Source organism: Brucella pecoris, from assembly GCF_006376675.1.
Lineage (GTDB): Bacteria > Pseudomonadota > Alphaproteobacteria > Rhizobiales > Rhizobiaceae > Brucella > Brucella pecoris.
Window position 1 is genome coordinate 13,228 of record NZ_VEWK01000020.1, and the last position, 24,951, is coordinate 38,178.

A 24,951-nucleotide genomic window follows, 5' to 3' on the forward strand; every position below is an offset into this window, starting at 1 on the left:
AACGCCGTTTATGGGCGGGCGGAGGAACGAAAAACGCTTTGCGCCGACAGGTTTCGGGCTCATAATTTAATTGTTAGCGGGCAACTGGGGGTGAAATGGCATCGAGCAAGCAGCAGGCAGAACGCTTGCGAAAACAGCGCGAGCGGCAGAAAGAATATCGGGATCGCATGAGAGTAGAGCGTAAACCGACACGAGATGATGTTGCTCGGGTGTTCCTGCATTTCATGATTGCCAAAGCGATGAAGTCTGGCAACCAAGACTGGATGGAGAAGCTGATTGATCTGTTGCTTGATGGGCTGGCAGATCAGGGCTTCGATAAAGACGCTTCATTGGATGTCATTGATGATCTGATTGACAGATACACCAAAAGGGGCTGGGATTTCCGACGCAAAGTGCATCTGATGCCTCATGGAGATGCCGACGACCCGGAACAATGAATATGGCTTCCAAAACTGTGGCTGCCTGATTTCCACTGGATCGTTTCGCAAACGGCGTTTGTCCCTTTTGTCTGTTCTCCCCCCATTACTTCGTAAAACGCCGTTTGCAGATGAATCGGAAATCTCGAGTTTGAAATGGCAGGCCGGTTGGGGTGCGCAATGTGCAGGCACGTCATTTCGATTTGTCGGCAACGCGTTTCAAATCGAAATAATTTGCAGTAATCCGATTCAGAATTCGAGAAGAGAGTTACCCGAGGTAATTTGCCCGATTCAGCGGCAAACGTCGTTTGAAAGTAAGGCCGAAACGTATTCAGCATCGAAGTTTTTTAATCTATGCTTTGTTCCCGGCGATATATCGGGCAGGGACGCTTCGCTCAATGAGCGCTCTGGCCTGCTGTTAAAATGGGGGCTGAGGTCCCGCCTGTGGATAACTTTTAGTCCGCCGTGAAGAATCCAGAGCGCATTGATATTCCAATGAGATTTGGCGATTTTGAGTAATTGATTTTGCCAGAACCGGGGTTTTTCGGCTCTGTTTCCTTGCAATATCAGATTTTGGTTTCGCTCTACGGAGAAGTTTGATTCACTGGCTTTGAGGTGGCAAGGAGGAGCGGATCATGTCAAAGCCCATCGAACGGCGCGATACTGGAGAGCAGGACCTGTTCCGGTCCCGTCTCGACCAGATGATCGACATGACGCACGAGCTGGTGCGGCTGGCGCATAAGATCGACTGGCGGTTTCTGGAAGAACGCTTTGGCGAGGTTTACAAGGATGGCGGCGGCCTTCCGCCGTTGCCGACCCGGCTGATGGCAGGGCTTGCGATCCTCAAGCACACGTTCAACCTGTCGGATGAGGCGGCCTGTGCCCGCTACCTCGACAGCCCCTATTGGCAGTATTTCTGCGGGGAGGAATTCTTCCAGCACCGGTTGCCATTCGACCGTTCGTCGATGACACGCTGGCGGCAGCGCATGGGTGAGAAGCGGATCAAGGCCCTGTTGCAGGAAAGCCTGTCGGTGGCGGTCAAGAGGGGCGCGATGAAGCCCGCCGATACGCGGCAGGTGATCGTGGACACCACGGTGCAGCCGAAGAACGTGATGTTTCCGACCGATGCCCGGCTCCTTCATCGGGCGCGGGAACGGCTGGTGCGTTTGGCAAGGAAGGCCGGACTGGACTTGCGCCAAACCTATGTGCGGGTCGGCAAATCGTCCTGATCCAGCACCAGCGTTACGCGCATGCCAAGCAATTCAAGCGAGCGGGCAAGGCGCTGCGCAAGCTGAAGACCTATCTCGGGCGGACCGTCCGCGATATCGAGCGGCAGATCGCCGGTGACGAGCAACTGCGGGCGATCTTCCTCTGGCCGCTCTATCAGGCGAAGACCGTCATGGAGCAGAAGCAGCGCCAGCGTGGCCGCAAGATTTACAGCCTGCATGCCGATGAGGTCGAATGCATTGGCAAGGGCAAGGCCCACAGGCCCTACGAATTCGGCGTCAAGGTATCCGTGGCGACGACACTGAACCGCTCGAAGGGTGGCCAGTTCGCGCTGCACACCATGGCCTTGCCTGGCAATCCATACGATGGTCACACGCTGGATACCGTCATCCCCGACATGGAGCAAACCATCGGCAGCGAGCTCTCCCGCATCCTGGCCGATGCCGGATATCGCGGCCACAATGCGCCGGACAGCCACAAATTCCGGGTCTTCACTGCCGGGCAGAAGCGCCGCGTCACACCCGCTATCAAGCGTCAGATGCGACGGCGATCAGCCGTCGAGCCTGTCATCGGGCATCTCAAGAACGAGCATCGCATGGACCGCAACTATCTCGCCGGAAAACAGGGCGATGCCGTCAACGCGCCTCTCGCCGCCGTCGGCTACAACTTTTCCCTTCTGCTCAAGTGGTTCAGACAACTTTTGTGCCTGATCGCTGCGATCATCACCACGTTTCTGACGAAAAACGCTCTCTCGTCCGCAGCATAAGCTTGTTGAATGCATTTTCGTCGTTGACAGCGTCACCCGAGATCAACGCTATTTCGGCGTTCTTCACGATCGACCTTTTACCTTGTGTCTAATCGTCCAGATCTGTCGTTGACCGATACAGAAGCCTTACGGCTACTGGCTTTTGAAGCCGCAAGCGCGAAATCGAAAAAGCCGGTGATATCCGGGACTTAGATAAAAATTCCCGATTGGGATCTTTTTTTGTTCCGGATCCTTGCAGCCAAATTCAGATCCTGCAATAGTCACTTTGCCTGATTGATCAGGCGTCTCCATCCGGTGCTGGTAACACCAGAATGGAGACTAACTTAGCCTGCCAACACAGGAGCCAAGCTATGCTGGTTATTATCGACATTCGTCCCGGATTAAAAGATCTACGGCTTGGTAATCTTATCAGCCTTGCGGCTCCACAGCGGAAATAATTTCCGCTACTAACGCGTTCGGGGCTTTTTTAAGCCGGAACTCCCAATTTCCTATTTTGACACTCTGGTCGTGTGCGTTCGCGCGCAACGTCACGGTCTTTGCTGTCTCCGGAAACCGACGTCGCTTGCAATGGCAAGCGCGACCTACCTTCACACCCATTTGGCTCCGGCGACCAAAAGTCGCTTTGGAGATGGAGAAATCATGTTTGCAGAAACCGTGATCGGCTACATCGACTTGATCGAACACAAAATCCCGCACCGAAGCTACACACGTGAATTAAACGCGGCGCTACACCTGTCTTTATGTTTTCATCTGATCGACCGTGCTCATGACAGAAGTAGCCAGAAGCGAGCTTTGTCAGAGCAGATCTGTCGCTGGGCGCTTTGGAACAAAGGAGAAAAGATCATCGGGCTGATGGAAGAAGCTGTAGCAAAAGCGGCTGTGAAAGTTCAAAGAGATTTCCGCTCCTCTCGTTCTATGCCGCTGACCCGCGATACTTTTAGTAACGTCATCGAGTCTGTCGCATCGAAATCTCTCGTAGATGAAAATGATATAGACCGGAGCGCCTCGGAACTCCCGGCAGGCCCTTACACATTCGAATTGATGTTCTATGAACAAGAACGCACACGCCTTCGGGTGTTCAGTCTGATTTATGGCGTTAGCGCGCATAAAAGAGCTCTGGATCAGTGGCGCATTGAAGCATCGACCGCCTCAGCATTGTGGGGGCGGCTCGCACAACAGTATTATGGCATTGATATCGATCACTACGAATTCGTGCTGATCGACCCATTGCTTAGTGAAAGCCAACCCGAGGAGGGGGTCTGGGCGCTATCCGATCTCGATGGGCTACTGGGGATCCCGGAGATCGCGGAAAAAGTGTTGGGCGTGCAAGAGGCTCTCAGAGAAGAACTCATCATATGGCTTGGCGACACATTCGCGAAAACCGTAGAGGAGCAAGCGCGGCTGATTGGTGAAGAGATCGCGAAGATGGCGGTTGAAGCACTCGACAGCAAGTCTGGGCCGGAGATTCAGATTTTGACGCCGGATAACGTGTTGCGCTGAGCAGACAGGGGCCAATCAGTCGATGCGTCGTGCGAAGCTTGTGAAACTGCGTGTCACGGACTTATCCGTTATACAGCAGCGCGAACATTTGCTGCGATGCGGACGAACAGGAGTATCCGGCATCTCAATACTAAGCTAACGGCCAACCAATGAGAACGAAGGTTAAAGCAAAATAGCTGAGCTTGACTTTGTACAAAAAATGCTGGGTTTAACGGCAGGTTTGAAGCGAGTGTGATGAATCAATTTGCCGCATCTGCGGGCCTTGTATCTCGCAATTGATCGGATTCTCACTGGTGAATGACCAGACGATATGATCGCAACGATGAGACCGGAGATGTCGTGCCCCGTTGCCTCGAGCAATGGCTGTCGCCTTTCCGTTTCGAATTCACCAGCCCGACATGGAACCATTTACTGGTCCTCGTCATGGGGGCGCTCCTTTCGCCAGGAAAGCGCACTGTTACGTCATGCCTTCGGATTACCGGCCGTGCCGATGCAGCCAACTTCTCCACCTTCCACCAACTTCTCAACCGTGCCCGATGGAGCTCACGATCATTGCAGCCCGGCTCTTATCCATTGTTGTTGCACAACTTGTTCCCGAAGGCCCTATCGTGATCGGCATGGACGATACGATCGAGCGGCGTTGGGGGCCGCGCATTACGGCGCGGGGTATTTACCGAGATCCGGTCCGCTCCAGTCATGGACATTTCGTCAAAGCCAGTGGGTTGCGCTGGCTGAGCTTTATGGTTCTTTCTCCTGTTCCATGGGCGCGATGCGTCAAGGCATTGCCGGTATTGACGCTGCTGTGTCCGTCTGAGCGCTACAGTCAGAGGCTATGCCGAAAGCACAAGATGCTGACCGACTGGGCGCGACAAGGCGTTTTACAGATATGCCGATGGTTACCGGAGCGGCGTATTATCTTTATTGGAGACAGCAGTTTCGCAGTCCATACGCTGGCAGAAGCATTGCCTGACAGAGCAACTCTGATCACCCGTTTGCGCCTCGACGCCAATCTGTTCGCTGCGCCAGAACCGCGGCATGAGCATACCGTCGGTCGACCCGCACAGAAAGGCCAACCATTGCCAAAACTCAAAATCGTGCTGAAAGATGCCAGCACTAAATGGCAGCGCATCATTATTTCATCATGGTATGGCAAGCAGACAGACAAAACGCTCGATATCACATCAGGAACCGCGCTTTGGTATCGACGCGGAACACCACCAAAAGCAATTCGCTGGGTTCTTGTTCGTGATCCTTCAGGCCGCCGTGATCCGCAGGCATTCATGAGCACCGATATTGATCTCGATCCAGTTCAGATCATCGCTTTGTATGTCAGACGATGGCAGATCGAAGTGACGTTCGCTGAAGTCCGTACCCATCTTGGTGTGGAAACGCAAAGGCAGTGGAACAATAAGGCCATTCTCCGCGCAACCCCGTCGTTGCTGGCTCTCTACAGCCTTGTAACTTTATGGGCATGCGACTTGATTAGACACAATACCGTTCCCTACGCCGCCGCTTGGTACAAAAAGACCGACTGTACATTCTCCGACGCCATCGGTGCGGTGCGGATGGTTTTATGGCAGCAGGACGTTTATCGACACTCCCCGTCAAACCGCGACGTTCCTAAAATACCACCAGGGCGATTAAAACGCATGGTTCAGGCACTTTGTTTCGCCGCATAATGTACAAAGTCAAGCTGAGGTAGCGGAGTATCTTCTGTCCAGATATCAGGGTGGATGTCTTTGTTACGCTGAACAGCTCAGCTTTTGCTCTCAATAACAATCAAATGCGTGGAAATCAGGAAACGCCAATCCCGGGCGCGTTATTGCGCGCCCGAACGATCCCTCATTTTTTTATACATCAGGAACACGTCATGACAGTCATAATCGAAAACGGAAAATACAATCGCGAACAGCTCGAACTCGAAATCAGGATGCTGAAAGCTCTGGTCGATGATCTCGAGCGGATATTCCAGGGTGATTATCCGGATGAGCGGACACTGGCAAATTCGCCAGCAATCACAAGTTGGAAGCTGAGCAAACGACCAGCAACATGTCTCGAAGGCGTATTATTCGAACATCCTCATCTTGGTTACATCGTGCCCAATGGCATCACGTCCGAGCTCTGGTTACTCGATCTCGACAGAAATTATGCCCGCACCTTCAGTCGCTTTTATCGGCTTGGCCAAAAAGACATCGGGCAATGAGAAAGAATGAAACTGATCAGGCTGCGCACATCAATCGGCAGGACAGCCGGTATCGGCGTCTCTGCACGTCTGCCAGAGACGCGGATGCCTGTCTTGGAAAAACCTGACACGAAAACGGCTTCAATAATACGGATAGGAATAAGGGGAAAATGGCATGAAACTCTGGATCTGGTCTGACGTGCATAATGAACTGCAGGATGTTGCTTATCCAACACGGGAAGAAGCACCGAATTGCGATGTGATTATGATTGCTGGCGATCTCACTGCGGCGCCAGATCTACCCATAACGGTGGAATTCCTGATCAGGCGCTACGAGAAACCAATTATCTATGTCCCCGGAAATCACGAGTTCTATCAGAACAAATGGCTTATCGGTGATCGGGACCGTTCGCTTGAGAGCGACAGGCAGACGATCAAGGCAATCGAGGCGCTTTCTCTGCAATGGCCGCAGCGGTTTTATTGTCTCGATGCAGATACGGTGATTATCGACAATACGCGCTTCATTGGCGCAAGCCTATGGGTCGATTTCCTGATGAAACTCCCCGCGAAGTCTGATTTGCCGCAGCAAATGTGGATGACGCGTCAGATGCTCAATGATTTTCATGCCATCTCCATGCAGGATGGCAAACGGTTCACGCCGGAGGATATGCTGGAACTGCATCGTTCAGATGCAGCTTACATCCGACAAAAGCTGGCAGAACCGTTTGATGGCTCCACTGTGGTGTTGACCCATCACATGCCGCATCCAGATTGCACACCGCCCGTCTATGTGGGGCAAGAGGCAAATTTTCTGTTTGCCTGTGGCGCAGAGGCCTTCAATGACATCCTGCATTCCGAACAGGCCCCGGATATATGGATCTGTGGCCATACGCATCATGCCTTTGACATTCAGATCGGTCAAAGCCGCATCGTCTGCAATCCTTACGGTTACCGGTGGGAGCAGGGCAGAAACGGCTTTCGCTGGGACTGGGTGATCGATACAGAGTAAATGACAGCTCAAGGTGACAGAACCATTGCCGGTGTTCAGCCATCACGCGTATGGGCCGCGAGAAGGACGCGGGCGACATAGCAAGGCCGAAGCGTCGCCCGGCATTGCTACTGGTTATCGAACATTGAAAATTGTTCGTGAATGATATGCTCAACAATAATTTTCGCCTATTTTCATTATCGACCGTAAAATTTGAATAAACTTATGCTGTTGAGCCGCCCCGAGTTTGCCGTCACAGTTTTTCATCGGCTACAATTCCGCACTGGATGATTGTTTCGGCCTGTTGCAAACCGCTGCAAAATGTTTCAATCACACCTGTGCACCAGCCGGTTGCGAGAGAAAAAGTAATTTTCAACTGAGGGGAAGCGATATAATCCGGTGCTCTGTGCGCTTCCACCATAGGAAATGATGCACGATATATAATGCAGTAGCCGAACTTAGATACTTTGAGGGATAGTTCGGGAAACTTGACCTATTTAGAGAAGTAGGTTTCTGCCTGGTTTCGGCTCCGCTGCGAAGTTCGATGATATCGAATGGGTCCTAAATGTGCCGCATTCGCCAGCAACGACGGAGTTGACTTAACAGTTACATTTCGTCAATTACGCTACGGCGGATTTACTAAATTTATTCGAAAAGATGGCTGTCGTGACAAATAGCAGATTGGCCCGGAAAAAATCATGAGTATTGAGATATCTAGAGCAGAAGTGCCTCATGAGGTTGTAACGGCAGAGCCAACCGAAGGAGCTAAGGTTGCCATAGGGGACATTTCGGAGGCTCTATCGAAATATCGCTTGGCGTTAATTTTCGGATGGCAAGACGTCGCACAGCGTTATAGGCGATCCAGAGTCGGTGCCTTTTGGTTGACCTTGAATATGGCTGTGTTTATCGGCGCACTGGGTTTGATATTTGGGACGCTTTTTCAAAGCGAAATGCGCGAGTTCCTGCCATATCTTTGTGCTGGCGTTATTACATGGGGTTTTATCTCGACTTGTCTGAATGAGGGATGCACAACATTTACATCATCAGACGGCATAATTTTACAAGTTCGAATGCCGTTGTTTACGCATGTCATGCGCGCTCTATGGAGAAATATAATAATATTTGCCCATAATATTGTTATTTTTCCGATCCTTCTTCTTGTTTTAGGTAGAATGGTCAGTCCGAATGCGCTTTGGGCTATTCCTGGTTTTATCCTCTTATGTCTCAATTTATCGTGGATGATGCTCATTCTTGCGGTTCTTTGCGCTAGATTCCGCGATATGACGCAAGTGGTTACGAACATTTTGCAGGTATTATTTTATGCTACTCCCATTATGTGGATGGTTAAGATATTACCCGACCACGTTTCTAAGGCTTTTATCGAGTTGAACCCATTTTATCACTTCATCGAGCTTGTACGAGCTCCGTTATTTGGCGCATCCCCGTCCCTACTTGACTGGACCTTCGGTTTTGCTTGCGCGATAATTGGTTGGGTCGTCGCCATCTTATTCTTTGGACGATATCGCTGGCGCGTAGCGTATTGGTTGTAGAAAATGAGTTTAATTCAGCTTCAGAATGTGAGTGTCGAATTTCCTATCTATAATTCGACCAGCCGTTCATTAAAAAACAGGGTTCTTAGTATCGCTACAGGCGGAAAAATCGAAAGGCGAAGTGATCGCCTAGTGATTGTACGCGGCATTGATGATGTATCTATGACGTTCAGAGATGGCGACCGAATTGGACTGATTGGTCACAACGGATCAGGAAAAACCACGCTACTGCGTGTCTTATCGGGCATTTATACACCAACACATGGAAGTTCTGTAATTAATGGCCATTGCGTATCCTTGATCAATATCAATCTGGGAATAGATCCAGATGCTACAGGCCGGGAGAATATTCGTCTGCGCTCTGCGATGATGGGAATGTCACCCGAAGAAATTGCCGAGAAGTTCGACCAGATAGCAGAATTTTCCGGACTAGGTGAATTTTTGGATGTCCCATTCCGCACTTATTCATCCGGTATGCAGTTAAGATTGGCATTCGCGACCTCAACCGCGGTTCGACCTGAAATTCTGATCATGGACGAATGGCTTTCGACAGGGGATGAAGATTTCAAAGAACGCGCGAACATGCGTATGCGCGACCTTGTAGACTCTACGAAAATACTCGTTCTCGCGAGCCATTCAAAGGATCTTATGAAGAAAAACTGCAATAGAATAATCTGGCTCGAACATGGACGAGTCAAAATGGACGGATCTCCTGATGAGGTGTTAGCGAGCTATTTTGGCGAATGAAGTTGTCTTTAGGCAAATGAAGTTCGGTTAAATGAGTGTTCTAAGAGGCCAACTGTCATCGTTGAAACTTCTCCACAAGTGAATCTTTCGTTGAAATTATAGGGTAATGAATAGCCATGCCGAAATTCGCGAGCCTCTTGCGACAGGTGACCAATGCGTTACGCTATCTAGCACGAGGGGATGTCTCGGGGTTGGTCAAACGCCTGAAATGGTACAGACGTGAACATCATTATGTAAAATTGCGCAAACGGCTCACGAACCGAAACGGTATTGTTTGGGGGATTCTCTGCACACCTCATACCCTTTTCATCGCTCGGGCAATATCTGAACGTCTAACAAGCCACGGAATCGAAAGCGAAATCATAATGGGCTCTTTAAAGAGTTTTGATCATGATTTTTATATAGTTCTATGTGCACAGATGTTCAAGAGCCTTCCGCCAGCAAATAAACGTGTGATATTTCAGCTTGAACAGTCGGTGAGCTCAAGATGGTTTACTCCACAATATATGGAAATTCTGAAAGATTCTTTAGGAGTAATCGAATACTCTTTAACAAACATTGATTTCTTAGCAAAAAATGGCCTGAAATATCCAAATGTACATTATATGCCTATTGGTGCTTCGCTGAATGAGGCTGTTGTAGGTAGTGCAACGCCCAAAAAATATGACTTTGTGTTTTATGGCGATAGTTTAAGCAGCCCTAGGCGGCGAAGGTTCCTTGAGACACTACAGGAAAAATATAGAATTAGAATATGTAACGATCTATTTGGCGATGAGCTTTATGCTGTCATCAAAGAATCAAAAATTGTTATCAATATTCATTACTATGAAGGTGCTTTATTAGAAATGCCTCGTATATGCGAGTGCATTTCCTTGGGCGTGCCGGTTCTTTCCGAGGGAACATCTGATCAGGACGAGTATCCTGAACTAGAAGGTGCTGTGAAATTCTTTGGTGAAGGGTCTATCGATGACATGATGATCTGTGCGTCAGAGATGCTCCAGAATCTAGAAATGACAAATGAAGCTATTGGAACCGCCGTTTCTGTCAGTGCTGCACGTTTCAATTTCATGATGGACCGCTTTCTGACGGCAATTGGGGTCCTTCCAGCCAATGTTATTCTGAGCCGTCCGATTTATATTGCCCGAAAGAGTAATTTTTTCGCTCTTTCGCTGCCCGAAACGATTGAACGGCGCAGGATAATAGCTCAAACGCTGCCGGATGGTTGTGAGTTATTTGACGGAATTCGTCACAGTGTAGGTTGGATTGGCTGTGGGGGCAGTTTTAATGCATTATCTCGATATGCGCGCGTGAACGAGTTACCCCGGCTGATTGTCATTGAAGATGATGTAGAGTTGCCCGAGAATTTCAATGGCCTCCTTTCTGAGGTTATTGCATATCTCGATGAGCGCGAATCAGATTGGGATATATTTTCAGGCCTGATGGCTGATGTTCATCCCGAAGCGAAGGTTCTTTCTGTCGATCACGTTGGTGGACGCACTTACGTTACTATCAATAAGATGACCAGCACCGTATTCAATATATATAATGAAAGCGCGTTGAAACTATTGTCGCGATGGGACCCACTTGACACTGATGCTGTAACGAACACGGTTGACAGATATTTAGAGGGTCACAAAGACCTTCGGGTAATTGTGGCTGTGCCATTCGTAGCTGGTCATAAAGAGGATGCGACGTCGACGCTTTGGGGTTTTGAAAACCAGCGCTACTCCCCAATGATTGCCGAGGCGCAGCGAAAGATTGAAGCTTTGGTTGAAGATTGGCAGCGTACAAGTTCGGCAAAATAGTGTCTGTCAATCGGCGTGAAGATGGAATTTTTCTTAAAGACGTCTAATAAGTCGATCGTGAATAACGTATGCATACGGCGAAGGCCGCCTTGTGATGCGAATTTAATGTGACGTTGCCCCCAAGTTTTATCCAGTTTTGCGTTCGCTCCAGCGGTTTTGGGTTGCTGTATTCGGGGCGGTAGCGGCGGGTTGCGGTGCGGAGCCGTTCCGGCTGCGCAGCACCGCATCACGTCGCGGGTTGCACCCGGAACCTGCGGCCATCGGTGAGCTGATCTGACACGAAGTCCAGCGACCAGCGAACATTGGCAGTCGTCGGGATCAACATCGGCGCTCGGGTGCCTATCGCCCGCTTACGCCCGCCACGCTTGCGTACCGTCAGCTTCTCCTCCCGATAGAGCCGGAAGAGCCGCTTGTGGTTCACAAGGTGACCCTCACGCCTGAGCAGCACATGAAGACGTCTATATCCAAAGCGGCGACGTTCATGCGCCAGCTCCTTCATCCGCTCGCGAAGGTCATGGTCATCGCTGCGCCTGGTTTCGTAACGGATCGTCATACGGCAAAAGCCCGTGGCTTTACACGCCCGCCGTTCGCTCATCTGGTGGTGATCCATCAGATGAGCGACAGCTTTCCGCCTTGCTGCGGGCGTCACCACTTCTTTCCCAAAAGGTCTTTCAAAGCGGCGTTGTCGAGCATCGCATCTGCCAGGAGCCGTTTCAGCTTCGTGTTTTCGTCTTCCAGCGTCTTCAACCGCTTGGCCTCGGACACGTCCATGCCGCCGAACTTGGCTTTCCATTTATAGATACTGGCATCGCTGACGCCGTGCTTGCGACAAAGCTCCGCGACAGGCGTGCCCGCCTCGTGCTCCTTCAGAATGCCGATGATCTGTTCGTCTGTAAAACGGTTGCGCTTCATTCTCTGGTCCTCTCAATGGGCCAGAGCTTACTTCAAAATGGATTATTTCAACGGGGCAAGATCAAATGGTCTGATTATAGGTCGTATGGACACCGATACGACTTATGATGATTTGAACGTACTTGAGGTTGTCGACACTGGTCGTCGTCGCCGTTTTAGCGCCACCGCCAAACGACAGATTGTTGAAGAAAGCTATAGCTCTGAGGACAGCGTCACGACGGTTGCCCGTCGCCACAGTATATTTCCAGCGCAATTATTTTAATGGCGCAAACTGGCTCGTGAAGGCGCTTATGGAATCTGGAATGGAAAAAGCGCAGGAACGGGTTTTGTACCGGTTCGAATAGTGGAAAAAGGTTCTCAAACAACGGCCTGTTCAGAAGCATATGCGCCAAGGGCAGTTTGAGATTATCTGTGCGAACGGTCGCCGGGTTATTGCCGATAGTGACGTCGATATCGATATTTTGGTTCGCCTTATCCGTGGCCTGGAGAGCCTGTGATGATCACGCTTCCTTCAGGCCAGCAATGAGATTTGGCGGCGAAAATTTCGCCGCCAATTGGAGCATAAGAACGGCTGGTGATATTCACCTCACTGGATATCCGCTGCTGTATACCTTCGTGTTTTCAGGATATCTCGTCGACACCTTGGTTTTCGCTGTTTGAAGAATTTCGCATTTCTGCGATCGCTCTAACTCCTCCGCGAACACCGTCTGACTTGATTGCAGACCCCAGACGCTTAAGGTTTGATGAGTAGTCGGCGGGGCGAATTATGCCGGCCATTAAACCATGTATAAATCGGGTGCTGGCTATGCTCTTTCGATCCAACCAAGAAAGGTGCGCGTTCTGTTGTCCAACGACGTGACCGCCGGCGTATCCAGCTCTGGATGCGAAAGCATCACCAATTGAGTAGGCAACGTTGTTAGTCGAGTTTGCACAGAGGTAATGCGCCAACTCTGCCTGTGATTGGTTCCACTTTGTCCGATCAGTTACATTAACGGTGTTGGCTACATTGCTTCTAACGTCACGAATTGAGATGCCGGATATTAGCTTGGGGACGCTGAAAAACACAGAATTTGGGTTAAGCAATGCAAAAAGAGAGACGGTGAAGTCCTCGTGATAGGTTATCTTTTCGTAGGTCTCGGTTGGCTGTTGCGACAATACGATTCGACTGTAGAACGCACCGCACATCGGAATATAGTTATTCCCGGTGAAGTTCTTCGGCCAGTCTTGTGCAACAAAGCGTCTTTGCGGACGAAGCGATGAATTGCGCCAATCAGTTTCTCCAGCGACCATAATCGCCTCCGAAAAGCGCTGGCTCTCAACCACAAGGCTCGCGCAGGGCGGGAGGCACGTAAGCAAGTCAGCGATGTAGGCGGCCTCGTTGGGAAACACCCAATCGTCATCATCAAGGAATAGAACGAAATCCTCGCTGATTGAATTAACTGCAGCATTAATCAGATGGTTTCTGGTATCCGTCGCAGCAGGGCAATCAGCTGCAAGTATACCGACGTTAGTGGGGAAATTGGCAATCGCAGCGTGGTCAGAATTTTCAGTTACGACATAGGTTTTGATTGATCTATTATCAGTAGCCGCAGCGAAAGCCAGTGTGCTGGTTATAGCGCGTAGAAGCAAAGGAACATTGCGGAACTGCGACCTGATAACAAACGCGACCTTCGCTTCGGGTCGACCTACTGCCGCGTTTCTCAGCGAGGTGGTGCAAATATCGAATTGCCCTTGCTTTTCTCCCGTGAAAGGTAACTTGAGTATGCCATTCAACGAGTTAACAGAGCGATTTACGAGCTTGCCGGAAAGGTATTCGATCAGTGCTTTTGAGCCGAAAGCTCGATCAAACTCTGATTGGTTACCCTTACTATTATGGTAACAGGCGAGTTGCGGGGCCAGCAGGACCGCCAAGCCGCCAGCGAGTGTTTCCACTGACAGGCTGATGTCATAGAATTGGAACCCTTCAAAAGAAGGCAAGCGAACGGCGGCATTCCGGAGTGCCCGGCAGTTTAGCAAAATGGTATTGCCGTCAACCGTTTCGGCAGGAAGAACGAGCCCGCCTAGCGAAGGGCCACCATGCGGATCAAACAGAAAGCGACAGGCTCGTCCACCGCCCGCCAAAGCTGGAGCGGTTATTCCGGCATTTCCGCAGATACCCCAATTGGGCCAGTTGGTGTTGAGTTCATCAATGAGAGTCAAAACATAATCGTTTATTGATATTGGCAGAAAGACATCGTCATGCACGAACAGGGCATAATCGTCTTCGCCATCGATTATGCTTTGCAAGAGAGTGAATAGCGAACTGGACCCACGATGCAGAATTACATTTTCGGCATTTGGGTTATTTTTCGCAAACTGTTGAGCATAAACTTTGTTTCGTGCGGCAACGTGAATTCTCATGAGCGTATCTCGTGAAACTGATTTATGCCTGTGACTTTAATCTGAGGCGCTTTAGTTAGATCAATACCTTCGATGTGGCGAAGAGACTGAAAGTTTTCATTGACATCCTTGACCGCCGCCGCGACGACTTCCTTGTCGGGAAAGTCCTTTAGCATCTCAAGAGCTTTTTCCTCGCCTTCTTCACCGAAGAATTTACGTGACAAAAGAATAAAGTTTCGTATTGAGAAGAATTTCTCGTTCTCAACAAGATCATTCCTATAAAAATAGCCACCCGTGAAGTGAGTTGTGACCGCTCGCGGCTCATAAACCACTGATGCCCCCCGAAGCCACATGCGCCAGCTTACATCTACGTCTTCGAGGTAAAGGAAAAAGCGTTCATCCATCCCGCCGATTGAACGATAAAGTTCTGTGTCAAAAAGACAGAAAGCGCCGCTTGCCCACGGGGTGGTGAGGTCAAGCGGATCATATTCCTTTGGGTGTTCAAATGGCCATTGGCGCCCCTCGACGATACCAACAGGCTTTTTTGTTGCATCATATCTGTCAATCAATTGATCAATCGCGCTGTCATGAAGTATGCAATCTGGATTGATAATTATAAAAACAGGCGACTGTACGCTTTTGGCGAGCAGGTTGTGCGCTTCAGCAAACCCGATTGCTTTTCCGGTTTCTTGCCGAATGATAGATACCTCGACCCTTTCCGGCATACCTGAGAAGGTATCCAGATCGGAAGGGCCGGCGTAATTAACCACATTGAAGCGGATGTGTTTGTTGGTGGCGTTAAGAAGGCTTGGAATTAGAATTTCAGTCAAGTGGCGATAATGATCGCGCCCAAATACGCAATTAACGTCAATGGCTTGGCTTAACATTTCTTACAAATCTCATTCATCGGTGCGATTCAATTTCAGCTTTCTATTCCCGTTTTCAGCCAATTGGCTAGATTAAGTCAATGCCATGGCGGGGGGATTACCCCGTTTACACTGCGGGTGGCCAGTGCTATATCGCGCCGGGCTTTATCATGACAGCGGGATTCTATAGGATGCGTAGCGATCAGCCGAGTGCTGCATGTTTTTCAGAGATTTCGCTCGATGGCGTAAAAGGCGTACTTACGGATCTTGATGGAACGCTTTATGCCTATAAGCCCTGTCACCAATATGCGTTGAAAACTGCCTTTGAGTATGCATCTTATGGGCTGGAACAGGAAGCATTCTTTAATCTTTACCGAAATGCTCGCAATCGAGTCACAGCGCGTCTAGCTAGCCAAGGCGCTGGAAGATCTCGGCTATTTGCCTTTCAGCTTATGGGGGAGGAGCTGGGATGGCGCGCACCCTTTCTGGCTGCGCGTGAGCTTGATCGTATTTATTGGCAGTCTTTTATCGAACATATGACAGCAGATCAGGAGGCGTTGCGGCTCCTTGAGCGTTGCAATGATGCAGATATACCGGTTTGTGTTGTTACTGATATGACGGCGCATGTGCAGATCGACAAGCTAAAGCGTCTGCGATTGGAAAATAGGATCACGCATCTAGTGACATCTGAAGAAACCGGCGTTGAAAAGCCAGATCCTCGTATGTTTGAAGCCGGATTACGCAAGCTGGGGATTGGCGCTTTTGAAGCCATTATGCTTGGTGACGATCTGCGCAAAGATATACAGGGGGCTTCCGCTCTTGGCATTCGGCCCTATCTAGTCTGCCTTGATAAACCGGAAGAAGCATCGTGATTGCGCAACGGATTATGACAACGCCACTAATGCGCTTTCTCATCGTGGGCGGTGCCTCGACTTTTATCAACTATCTGGTCTTTACGGGCTTATATTCCGGTAAGATGCTGGGCTATATGCCTGCTTCTGCTATGGGGTTTTTAGTAGGTTTGGCTTTTGGCTATATATTTAACAAACGTTGGACTTTTGGAGCTACAGCGCCTTCTAGTCCTAGTATTATTGCTGGCTATATCGTTGTATATATGACATCTTTGTGCTTGGGGCTTCTCGCTATTCACGTATTAGTTGCTGACGCACGGATCAACCCGCTCGTTGCGAACGGAATGTCTATCATTCTGACAACCTGCACAAACTTCATCGGCACAAGATATCTAGTATTCCGGTAATGAAATATACAACTCCAGTCGATCGTTATCAGTTTCGTGCTAGAATTCTGGAATGGACCGGGCAGGTCACGCGCTCCCCTTTTTTCTGGGGTGTTCTTTTACTCAAGCTAGTTGCATCGGCCAGTTTTGGCTCGGTGTATATGACGGAATTATTTATTCCATTTATCGAATCATTCGCCGCGAACCCTCTTGCTAACACATATGAGACTTTTTGGCAGGCTGGACAGGAGGTAAGTTTTCCTTATCCTGCAGCGATGCTGTATGTAATGGCGTTGCCGCGAACTCTGGTCTATTGGGCCGGTTTTGTCGAATTATCACGGCCTGCACTATTGCTCATTTATCGGCTTCCTCTTTTAGCGGCAGATCTGGTTATATTTCTGATCTTGTGCCGCTGGATGCGCCAAAAAATTGATATTCTTCTTTGGCTTTATTGGGCATCGCCTGTTTTGTTTTATATAAGTTATATACATGGCCAGCTCGATGTAATCCCCGTTGCGCTGCAATTTCTATGTGTATATTGCATTACATCCGGTCGCCCAACATTGGCGGCAGTAACATTTGGGCTTGCCCTTGGCGCGAAAACACAAACATTGCTAATTTTGCCGTTTGCATTAGTTTTTATTTGGCAATATCAGTGGAGTTTATGGGCGGTTGCACGCTTTTTGCTGATTACGATAGCGGTTTTTGTCATCACCAACCTACCTTTCCTTGGAAGTGCAGGTTTCATCAATATGGTGCTACAAAACCACCAGCAGGACAAGATTTGGCTCGCTGCCATTCCAACCTCTCAACCGGGGCTGGCTGTTTATTTGATCCCGGCGCTTCTATTGTGTCTGATCGCCTATTCAATGCATATTCGGGTTCATAATCGCGACCGTTTCCTGACTTTTACGGGCTTTGCGTTTGGCATTATTCTGTTGTTTGTTGTGCCGTCACCGGGATGGTACTTCTGGGTTTTGCCGTTCTTCGTGTATTTCTTTGTGCGGCTTGATCCTTCATATTTGCTGCCGTTTGCTGCCTTTCAGGTGTTTTATCTGGCTTATTTTGCTTTGACGCCGGTTTCAGATTTCGCCACGGTCTGGCAATGGTCGCAGACTGGTGAGTTGGGGGCATTATTTAACTATCTGCAAGGCATCGGCATACACGCTGAGGTCGTTCTGAATCTTGTTTTTACGACCTTGCAGACCTTCCTGCTAATTTGCTGCTGCATAATGTATTATCGTGGTATCTACTCGCCACGTCAGCGAAAGTTCTCAGCGCGCCCCTTCATGTTTGGTGTTGCTGGCGATTCAGGTGCCGGAAAATCAACTGTATCGGCGGCAATTTCTGATCTGTTCGGGTCTCGGCATGTCGCGGTTGTTTGCGGTGATGATATGCATAAATGGCAACGGGGTCATGATCGGTGGAGCGAGCTAACTCATCTTGATCCGCGCGCTAACGAACTGCATAATGAACTGCATTATTTGAATGCCTTGCGTCAGAATCGGCCAATTAAGCGACGACATTATGACCACAATACTGGCCATTTTACTGAAGAGTTGGCAATCCACCCCAAATCTGTCACGGTTCTGGAAGGACTCCATACATTTTACTTGCAGCCCGCGCGTGAGTTGTTTGATCTCAAGGTCTTCGTGAAGCCCGATCCATCACTGCTTTTGCATCGCAAGGTGATGCGAGATATGCAAAAGCGTAATTATACTAAGGAAACAGTCATCGCGGCTGTCAAACGCAGGGAGGCTGACTCAGCCAAATATATTACAACACAGGAGAAATACGCTGATATCGTGGTGTCTATGATGGTGCACGATCCGATCTCTGACGTAATGATCGGTAACTCTGCGGTAGAATTGCGTGAATGGCTTCGGGTCACGCTTTCCAATTCATATTTCCTTGATCCTCTTGTCGAAGATCTGCATGTTATCCTTTCAACAGACGTTCACCATTACTACGACAATGATGACAGGCAAGTTCTTGATTTCAAAGTGCCTGTGGATTTTGAAGATATTCTAGCGCTAGCGGAAAAGCACGTTGGAGGGCTGGAGGAGTTTGGTGTCTATGATCCGCATTGGCACACCGGTTGGATAGGCGTCATCCAACTCATCTTAAGCTACTGCATGTTCCATGGGTGGAAATCACTTGATGAAAACTGAGTTGTTGCAACTTGCCGCTATTTCACGTCGCCTAGGTGCAGATGTTTCCTTTGTGCAAGGGGGTGGTGGGAACACATCACTCAAGATGAATGATAGCGATCTTATGTACATTAAGGCTTCAGGTATTAATCTAGATGCCATCGAGGCTAATACGGGATTTTTAGCGGTTGATAAACATCGGTTGATCAATGGACTTAGAACTTGCCGCACAGAAGCGGATTATAATAACCTTTTGATGAGGTGCTTGTTGGAAGAAAGTGAGACACACCATCGTCCATCTATTGAATCGGGCTTTCATGCCTTATTGGGCGAATGCGTCGTGCATTCACATTCTATCTGGGCGAACATTCTGACCTGTTCAGTTGAAGGAAGAGATTTGCTTGCCCGTACTATTCCTGAGGCTGTATGGGTTGATTATGCTACACCGGGTCTACCGTTGACATTGGCGATCACTGATCATCTAGAGCTGACGGAAACCTCCATCATTTTTCTGCAGAACCATGGTTTAGTCATATCAGCGGATACTCCGGAGGCAGCTTATGCACTGCATGCTGCGGTCAACGAAAAGGCGCGCGCTCTTTTTCCGTCTCTGCCTGTATTCCCGCTGAATACATCTGGTGATTTTCACGATGAGGGACTGCTATTTCCCGATCAAGCTGTCTATCAATATAGTCCTGAATTGAGTGCTTCGATAGCGGGTCATCAGACGGCGCAGGCTTATTCCTATTTATTGCATGCGATTCCGGCTGTGGGATTAACCCTTAATTTTATCGAGGATGCGGAAAAGGCCGTTTTGGTTGGTATGGAATCGGAAAAACACCGCCAAAAGGTAGCTCAAACATGAAACTTCAGCTTGTTATTCCCATGTCAGGTCAAGGCTCACGCTTTGCACGCGTGGGTTACACTGATCCAAAGCCCCTGATTAAGATTGATGATCATCCCATGATCGAGTGGGTGCTAAGGATGTTTCCTGGCGAAGAAGAACCTCTATTTATTTGCCGACGTGAGCATATTGAAAATACAGCTATGGCGCAGATTCTAACCGATCTTCGCCCAAATGGCCGAATTGCGGTTACAGAAGGTGCCAAGTTGGGGCCGGTTGCAGCGCTAATGGCAGCCGCGGATGAAATTGACAATGATCGTCCGGTATTAGTCAGTTATTGCGACTATTACATGCGTTGGGATTACGACGCATTCAAGGCCGCAATGGCAGTTGACGATTATCTTGGAGCGGTACCATGTTATAAGGGGTTTCATCCGCATCTGTTGCCTGTGAAAAATCTTTACGCCTCTTGTCGGGTTGATGCGCAAGGTAATTTGATCGAAATCCGTGAAAAGTATAGTTTTGAAGCTGACAAGACCAAGGCGTTACATTCGCCAGGTATCTATTACTTCCACTCTGGTGGACTAATGAAGAAGTATTGCACTCGGTTAATGGATACGGGCGACTCCTTAAACGGCGAGTATTACGTCAGCATGGTATACAATCACCTCATACGTGACGGTTTGCGAGTTGCAGTGCCTGAGGGCATTTCACATTTTTGCCAATGGGGCACTCCCGAGGATCTTGACGAATACCGTTATTGGACCGCAATCGCACGGAAGCGCCAATCATGAACATTCTTATCCCCATGGCCGGTGCGGGCTCACGCTTTTCCGAGGCAGGCTACAAAACGCATAAACCTATCATTCCTGTCTCCAGTCGGCATCGCAACGCGCATGTGCCCATGGTTGTCGCGGCGGTTGAAGATCTACCGGTGAATGTTGATGCGGATGATACGCATCTCATTTTTGTTGCGCGCGACTTCCATGTCAGGGATGGTGTTTGCGATGTGTTGCGCGAACGCTTCCCACGTGCGCAATTTATAACTGTTGATGCATTAACAGAGGGGCAGGCAAGCACATGCTTGCTGGCCCGTTCGCTGATTAACAACGATAAGCCATTGCTGATTGCCGCATGCGACAACGGTATGGATATAGCCCGGGAGGTTTTTGCCAAAGCTGCGCAAGCATCGGAGGTTATCATTTTCACATTTCGTCATAATGAGGCTGTATTGGCCAAGCCCCAGGCTTATGGCTGGATTAAAGCTCAGGATACTCGGGCAACCGGTGTTTCCATCAAAGTGCCGATCAGCCAGACTCCGATGGAGGATCACGCTGTTGTCGGCACATTCTGGTTTCGTCGAGGTAGTGATTTCGTCGCTGCGGCCGATCAGATGATTGCTGCCGATGATCGGATCAACGGCGAGTTCTATGTTGACCAGGTTATGGATTATCTCATCAATGCGGGACGGGACGTCCGCGTCACTGAGGTTGCGCGGTATCACTGCTGGGGCACGCCGAGTGATTATGAAGCTTACGAGAATACACTCGCATATTGGTCTTCCTTTATTCAGAACGAGCCTTGGGCATCATGAAACTATCGATTGCGATCCCTTGCTATAACGAAGCGCTTAACATTCCGCTTATCGTTACCCGTCTACGTGAGATTATTGTAGGGCGAGACGACGTTGAGGTTCTGCTGGTTGATAATGGCTCAAAGGACAATACCGCCGACGTGCTGCGCCGCGAGTTGCAGGAAGGCGATGCGATACGCGTTATAACGGTTCCGGTTAACCAAGGGTATGGATATGGCATCCTGCGAGGCCTTGAAGCAGCGAGTGGTGAAGTACTTGCATGGACGCATGCCGATATGCAGACAGACCCGCGCGATGTCTTAATTGCTTTTGATCTTTATAAAGAGCATGCTGGGCAAAAGATTATTGTAAAAGGTAAAAGACGTAATCGCCAGTTATTGGAACGGTTTTTTACTTTTGGCATGCAATCGATTGCGTCTGTTGTACTTAGGGTGCCGTTTGATGATGTTAATGCGCAGCCAAAGCTGTTCTCATGCGAATTCTATCAGGAATTTATCTCGACCCGCGCGCCGCATGATTTTTCGCTGGATTTATACCTATTGTACCAAGCGCGGATACACGGTTATCGCATTCTGGAAGTACCAGTCTATTTTGCCAAACGTATTCACGGTGAGGCAAAGGGTGGTGGCAACTGGAAAACGCGCATTAAGCTTATCAGGCGCACTTTTGCTTATATTTTTGATTTACGTCGCGAGTTGGCGGCTCAGCAAGGGCAAGATTCATGATTGTCATCCATCATCGCCGCAATACAGTAGCGGAACTCGCTGATACAGATCCGCAGTTTGGCGTGGAGATTGATCTGCGTAATCATGGTGATGATATATTGGTGACACATGATCCATTTATAACTCGCGCGGTCCTGCTACAGGACTGGCTCAAGCAATACCGGCATCGCTTTCTAATTGCCAATGTGAAGGAAGAGGGGCTGGAGCCTCGCCTTACTGCTTTGCTTGCTGAATATGGGGTTAGCGATTTTTTCATTCTGGATGAAAGCATCCCCTTTATACGTAAATATGCACTTGAGGGATTGCCAAATTTTGCGGTACGCGTTTCAGAGCTAGAAAGTATAGAAACAGCGATACGCATTGCCAGCTATTTGCACGGTGAGAACCGTAGCATTAACTGGATCTGGGCTGATAGTTTTACTGGTATGCCGCTTCATCCAGATGAAGCTCTGGCGCTTAGACAGGCGGGCTATCGCATTTGCATTGTCTCACCAGAGTTGCATCACGTTAACGATCCGGCTTCTTATGAGGCGCGCGCCCTCCGTTACATTGAGGCGTTGAAAGAGCCCGGTATGGAATCATCCCGTCCCGATATGGTCTGCACTAAATGCCCTCTGCTATGGGGAAGCAATTATAGTATTTGAGGGAGCGGATAAAAACTCGCGGCCCAATGTTGGGACTCAGTGCATTGCCCCTCGGATTCCTCCAATTACTGGAGGAAAATCGGGACTGAGATCACAACTCTCGGTCTTTCATGATATCTAAACTGTTGATAAATTTTTTGGATCGATGTACACCCGTGGCTAATCTTGGTGTACAGTAATTAGCTATATATCCGTGTTCTTTAGGCGATTACACGTTAATTGGGTATTATATCTAACCATCCTACTTTCTTAGACTTAGAGCGCATGCATACCAATCATAGTAGGAATTTGCGGATGAAGCCTGGCACTGTGGATCATTTCCTGAGTTCATTTTTTAATGGTAAAAGGGTATTCACAGAACGGTTGTTTATAAAAGCAAAGCATGTGCAATTGCGTTGTTACTTTAGTGTAGCAGTGAGGCAAAAGCCTGAAAGTTCGTTGGTTGTTCTCGCTGACAATCAGATTGCCGAATGGTTGAAGTACAATACGGAATGAGCCTTGTCATTTAACTTACAACTCCGAACTTACTTCAAGTAATGGAAATATCATGCGTCTGAAAGATGTGCGTGTACGGTTTTACCCAGTCAACAAAATGCAGTATGAAGGGCGATTAACAGACAATCAGCGCCCCAAAATCTTCTTTATTTTTGTTGTTCTTTTTTATATATTTTACCAGTTGCTTATGCAACCAAGCTGGGTATTGGGGGGTGGGATGTGGGCTGAAATGGCCACTAACTATTACCCCAATGCAAATGCTTTATCATTTGTGCAGAAGTTACTATCAACAGATGCTGGTTATATTCCTGCTCCGCAAAGATTAATTGCTTTGGTCGGTAATCAACTTAATTTGCCTGCTGCGACGATTCCATATTTTTACACTTGGTCTTCAATTTTTTTTACTGGAATATTAGTTGGTGTTTTTTGTTTACCTCAGTTTCGTAAGCTTGTAAGGAGCGATTACCTGCGCTTTTTTACTTCAATTGCGGTATTGCTAGTTGCTGATTTTGAGACAAGAACATTTATTAATTTTACTTATTTTGGTGCTTTTTTTGTGGCAATTATTACCGCGCTTGCTTTGGTTGAAGAATCGGAGGAAATTCCGTGGTGGGCTGGAATTACTCCAATTCTCATGGTTTCCAAGCCTGCGGTTCTTGCCGCCATGCCAGCAATGATCTTAGTGGCATTCGTTAGTCGACCTAGGTTTCGTTTGATTGTTTTGTTAACGGTCGTTTTGTGCTTGGGGCAGTTCTTGCAAATGTTTATTAGCTCGACGGCTGGAACGATGCCGTTTCGTAATGATGATATTACATTTGTTTCTAAACTGCTCACTGTTGTTAAATATTTTTTTGGATTTTTTGGGGGGTATATTACCGGCCCTTACTTACAGTTTCAACAATTTTACTTGATAATATTTGGTATATTTATTTTTTTCGCGTGTTTTTTCTTGTTTCAGTTTAAAAGAAGCAGTTCTAATGCGTTAATCGTAGTTGGCATTTCGATTTTGTTTTTTAATGTACTTCTTAATACCTTTGCGTTGAGTGATTCATGGAATCTGGATATGGCAAGACTCCACGGTATTCCTGTTCATAGGCACATAATCGTAGGTTTTTTTGGGTGTGTCCTCGTTATGTGTGGCGTGGTTTGTTCTGTAACAAATAATAATTCATTTAAATCGCGGTCGCGATTTATAGATGGATTTGGCGCTTTTTTATTTGTCCTTTGGTTTTTAGGCGTGGGCTGGCTTGCATTTGCTGGGAAAGTAAGCAGAGAGCCCGGTTCGCCTACTATAAATAATTCTCAGTGGCAAATTTTGGCTGAAGCTATCGATTCTGGCCAATCCCCTCTTTGTGTGCCAATCGATCCATGGTGGAAAGTTGCAAATTGGATGTATCACAGAAATTGCGGCTTGCTTGAGCCCCCTCCAGCTTGGGAAGATGGCCGTGTTCGGATTAATGATAACTTCACGCATCAAATAGATATCCCAGCTTCGTTGATTGATAAAACATTGGTTTCGGCTGCAATTTTAGTTAAACCTCTCGGGTCGGGCAAATCCTTTGTTGAGGTTCAAATGCGTATAAAACTAAAAGATGGTAATATTAGGTATTTATCAGGTTCGAGGGATTTCAATGCCTCTGGTGGACTTTTGATGTTAGTTGGGGGAGAGCCTATCCCTATAAATGATATTTCGGCCATTACTCTCATATTTAATGTTCCTGTAGAGGTTGCATTGACTCCTGAGGGGCCTGCAGGTGTTCCTGGTGTTGCATGGATGGGGCATTAATCCGCTGCATGTAAATCTAGCAGGCCGTTGAAGAAGTCTCTCGTTTGGCATTTAGAATTGGCTCATCGCCATTGTGAAATGCAACTGTGATCGCGATAGAGCCGTCGTCGAGCAATTCAGCGTGACCGTCGCCGGCAA

Annotated in this window: 20 protein-coding genes and 2 pseudogenes; 19 read left to right on the plus strand and 3 right to left on the minus strand. The window is 48.5% G+C overall.

Translation table 11 applies throughout. The annotated features are described in order from the left end of the window. Positions 1 to 95 precede the first annotated feature (95 nt). The 9 genes and pseudogenes from FIB18_RS22875 to FIB18_RS22915 all read left to right on the plus strand — a co-directional run bounded on the left by FIB18_RS22875 (position 96) and on the right by FIB18_RS22915 (position 11,181). A complete protein-coding gene (locus FIB18_RS22875) occupies positions 96 to 437 on the plus strand; it encodes a hypothetical protein (RefSeq protein WP_140023064.1) in 342 nt (113 codons plus the stop codon). Positions 438 to 1,051: 614 nt separating this feature from the next. Beyond that, a pseudogene (locus FIB18_RS22880) lies at positions 1,052 to 2,409 on the plus strand (IS5 family transposase). A 639-nt stretch (positions 2,410 to 3,048) separates the two neighbouring features. Beyond that, the gene (locus FIB18_RS22885; RefSeq protein WP_140023066.1) at positions 3,049 to 3,909 is read left to right on the plus strand and encodes a hypothetical protein; all 861 of its coding nucleotides are present in this window, start codon (positions 3,049 to 3,051) and stop codon (positions 3,907 to 3,909) included. 536 nt (positions 3,910 to 4,445) lie between these two features. Then, a complete protein-coding gene (locus FIB18_RS22890) occupies positions 4,446 to 5,588 on the plus strand; it encodes an IS701 family transposase (protein WP_235894956.1) in 1,143 nt (380 codons plus the stop codon). Between the two features lie 50 nt (positions 5,589 to 5,638). Beyond that, the gene (locus FIB18_RS22895; protein WP_235894957.1) at positions 5,639 to 6,112 is read left to right on the plus strand and encodes a hypothetical protein; all 474 of its coding nucleotides are present in this window, start codon (positions 5,639 to 5,641) and stop codon (positions 6,110 to 6,112) included. Between the two features lie 154 nt (positions 6,113 to 6,266). Beyond that, positions 6,267 to 7,100 carry a metallophosphoesterase gene (locus FIB18_RS22900; protein ID WP_140023068.1) on the plus strand — a complete coding sequence of 278 codons (834 nt, stop codon included), beginning with the start codon at positions 6,267 to 6,269 and terminating at the stop codon, positions 7,098 to 7,100. A gap of 677 nt (positions 7,101 to 7,777) precedes the next feature. Next, a complete protein-coding gene (locus tag FIB18_RS22905; protein WP_140023070.1) occupies positions 7,778 to 8,629 on the plus strand; it encodes an ABC transporter permease in 852 nt (283 codons plus the stop codon). Positions 8,630 to 8,632: 3 nt separating this feature from the next. Continuing rightward, a complete protein-coding gene (locus FIB18_RS22910) occupies positions 8,633 to 9,376 on the plus strand; it encodes an ABC transporter ATP-binding protein (protein WP_140023072.1) in 744 nt (247 codons plus the stop codon). A 116-nt stretch (positions 9,377 to 9,492) separates the two neighbouring features. Beyond that, positions 9,493 to 11,181: a CgeB family protein gene (locus FIB18_RS22915; RefSeq protein WP_140023074.1), complete on the plus strand. Its 1,689-nt coding sequence runs from the start codon at positions 9,493 to 9,495 to the stop codon at positions 11,179 to 11,181. Positions 11,182 to 11,422: 241 nt separating this feature from the next. Here FIB18_RS22915 and FIB18_RS22920 read toward each other — a convergent pair. Continuing rightward, a pseudogene (locus tag FIB18_RS22920) lies at positions 11,423 to 12,093 on the minus strand (transposase); the annotation flags it as partial. A gap of 37 nt (positions 12,094 to 12,130) precedes the next feature. Here FIB18_RS22920 and FIB18_RS22925 point away from each other — a divergent pair. Beyond that, entirely contained in the window at positions 12,131 to 12,355 is a 225-nt protein-coding gene (locus FIB18_RS22925) for a transposase (RefSeq protein WP_158295736.1), read from the plus strand. A 359-nt stretch (positions 12,356 to 12,714) separates the two neighbouring features. Here the strand turns inward: FIB18_RS22925 and FIB18_RS22930 are convergent, their stop codons facing one another. After that, on the minus strand, positions 12,715 to 14,493 hold the full coding sequence (locus tag FIB18_RS22930; protein ID WP_140023078.1) for a hypothetical protein: 1,779 nt from the start codon (positions 14,491 to 14,493) through the stop codon (positions 12,715 to 12,717). Next, positions 14,490 to 15,359, minus strand: a complete 870-nt coding sequence (locus tag FIB18_RS22935; RefSeq protein ID WP_140023080.1) for a glycosyltransferase family protein — start codon at positions 15,357 to 15,359, stop codon at positions 14,490 to 14,492. Before FIB18_RS22935 ends, FIB18_RS22930 begins: the two co-directional genes overlap by 4 nt. Positions 15,360 to 15,529: 170 nt before the next feature. Between FIB18_RS22935 and FIB18_RS22940 the strand changes: the two genes are divergently transcribed. The 9 genes from FIB18_RS22940 (at position 15,530) to FIB18_RS22980 (ending at position 24,813) form a co-directional block, all read left to right on the plus strand. Continuing rightward, a complete protein-coding gene (locus FIB18_RS22940; RefSeq protein ID WP_158295737.1) occupies positions 15,530 to 16,210 on the plus strand; it encodes an HAD family hydrolase in 681 nt (226 codons plus the stop codon). Continuing rightward, positions 16,207 to 16,596 (plus strand): GtrA family protein, encoded by a 390-nt coding sequence (locus FIB18_RS22945; protein WP_140023084.1) that lies wholly within the window; start codon positions 16,207 to 16,209, stop codon positions 16,594 to 16,596. Before FIB18_RS22940 ends, FIB18_RS22945 begins: the two co-directional genes overlap by 4 nt. Continuing rightward, the gene (locus tag FIB18_RS22950) at positions 16,596 to 18,746 is read left to right on the plus strand and encodes a hypothetical protein (protein WP_140023085.1); all 2,151 of its coding nucleotides are present in this window, start codon (positions 16,596 to 16,598) and stop codon (positions 18,744 to 18,746) included. Before FIB18_RS22945 ends, FIB18_RS22950 begins: the two co-directional genes overlap by 1 nt. Continuing rightward, positions 18,736 to 19,590, plus strand: coding sequence for a class II aldolase/adducin family protein (locus FIB18_RS22955; protein WP_158295738.1), 855 nt, complete (start codon positions 18,736 to 18,738; stop codon positions 19,588 to 19,590). Before FIB18_RS22950 ends, FIB18_RS22955 begins: the two co-directional genes overlap by 11 nt. Beyond that, positions 19,587 to 20,363 carry a glycosyltransferase family 2 protein gene (locus FIB18_RS22960; RefSeq protein WP_140023089.1) on the plus strand — a complete coding sequence of 259 codons (777 nt, stop codon included), beginning with the start codon at positions 19,587 to 19,589 and terminating at the stop codon, positions 20,361 to 20,363. The genes FIB18_RS22955 and FIB18_RS22960 overlap by 4 nt, the downstream gene beginning before the upstream one ends. Further along, positions 20,360 to 21,163, plus strand: a complete 804-nt coding sequence (locus FIB18_RS22965) for a glycosyltransferase family protein (protein ID WP_140023091.1) — start codon at positions 20,360 to 20,362, stop codon at positions 21,161 to 21,163. Before FIB18_RS22960 ends, FIB18_RS22965 begins: the two co-directional genes overlap by 4 nt. Beyond that, positions 21,160 to 21,888: a glycosyltransferase family 2 protein gene (locus FIB18_RS22970; RefSeq protein WP_012092512.1), complete on the plus strand. Its 729-nt coding sequence runs from the start codon at positions 21,160 to 21,162 to the stop codon at positions 21,886 to 21,888. The genes FIB18_RS22965 and FIB18_RS22970 overlap by 4 nt, the downstream gene beginning before the upstream one ends. Then, positions 21,885 to 22,532 (plus strand): phosphatidylinositol-specific phospholipase C/glycerophosphodiester phosphodiesterase family protein, encoded by a 648-nt coding sequence (locus FIB18_RS22975; protein WP_140023093.1) that lies wholly within the window; start codon positions 21,885 to 21,887, stop codon positions 22,530 to 22,532. Before FIB18_RS22970 ends, FIB18_RS22975 begins: the two co-directional genes overlap by 4 nt. Positions 22,533 to 23,079: 547 nt before the next feature. Further along, the gene (locus FIB18_RS22980) at positions 23,080 to 24,813 is read left to right on the plus strand and encodes a hypothetical protein (RefSeq protein WP_140023095.1); all 1,734 of its coding nucleotides are present in this window, start codon (positions 23,080 to 23,082) and stop codon (positions 24,811 to 24,813) included. Positions 24,814 to 24,951: the final 138 nt, after the last annotated feature.